Source organism: Ruegeria sp. AB6 (assembly GCF_056542685.1).
In genome coordinates this window covers 1-945 of record NZ_JBQGAD010000040.1, presented here as the reverse complement: position 1 = coordinate 945, position 945 = coordinate 1, and the positions used below count along the sequence as shown (strand labels likewise).

The window sequence follows — 945 nt, the reverse complement described above, 5'->3', positions numbered from 1 at the left end:
ACGACGGGACGATCAGCTATGATCCAACCGGCGCAGACGCTGTACAGGCCCTGGCAGAGGGTCAGACCCTGACGGATACATTCACCTATACGGTCGAGGACGGTAATGGCGGGGAGAGCACCGCAAGTGTTTCCGTGGTTGTTCATGGAGCCAACGATGCGCCTGTTGTGGCGATTGTATTGCCTGATCAGTCTTCCGTGGAAGATGAGACCGTGAGCTTTGTGCTGCCGGCGAACGCATTCACGGATGTGGATGGGGATGCGCTGACCTTGAGTGCGACACTTACGGATGGCACGGCCCTGCCGGACTGGCTGGTGTTTGATGCGGTTGCAGGGAGCTTCTCAGGCACACCGCCGCAGGATTTCAATGGCATGGTCAATGTACTGGTGACGGCCAGTGACGGGTCTCTTTCAGCAAGCGATGCCTTTGCGCTTGAGATTACCCCTGTCAACGATGCACCTGTCGCAGTTAACGATGTTGTGCAAAGTCCCGCTCCGATCACCGAAGATGTTGTGACCTCAATTGATACCGCCACGCTTCTGGCCAATGACAGCGATGTCGACGGGGACGCACTCACGGTGACAGCGGTTTCTGCCACAAGTGCGCATGGTGCAGCCCTGACGCTGAACACTGATGGGACCATCAGCTACGATCCCACCGGGGCAGCTGATGTTCAGGCCCTGGCAGAGGGCCAGACACTTATCGACACATTTTCCTATGCGACCGATGACGGCAATGGCGGTGTGGGCGTCGCAACCGTTTCGATCATTGTGCACGGAACCAATGATGCCCCTGTTGTGGCACTTGCATTGTCCAATCAGGCTTCCGTGGAAGATGAGGCCGTGAGCTTTGTGCTGCCGGCGAACGCATTCACGGATGTGGATAGCGATGCGCTGACCCTGAGTGCGACACTTACGGATGGCACGGCCCTGCCGGACTGGCTGG

The 945-nt window shown here is 58.0% G+C and carries 1 protein-coding gene; it reads left to right on the top strand.

The window, feature by feature from the left end:
• Positions 1–945 (top strand): tandem-95 repeat protein (locus tag ACR0DB_RS22600; protein WP_480553094.1); only part of this gene is annotated, 945 nt, incomplete at both ends.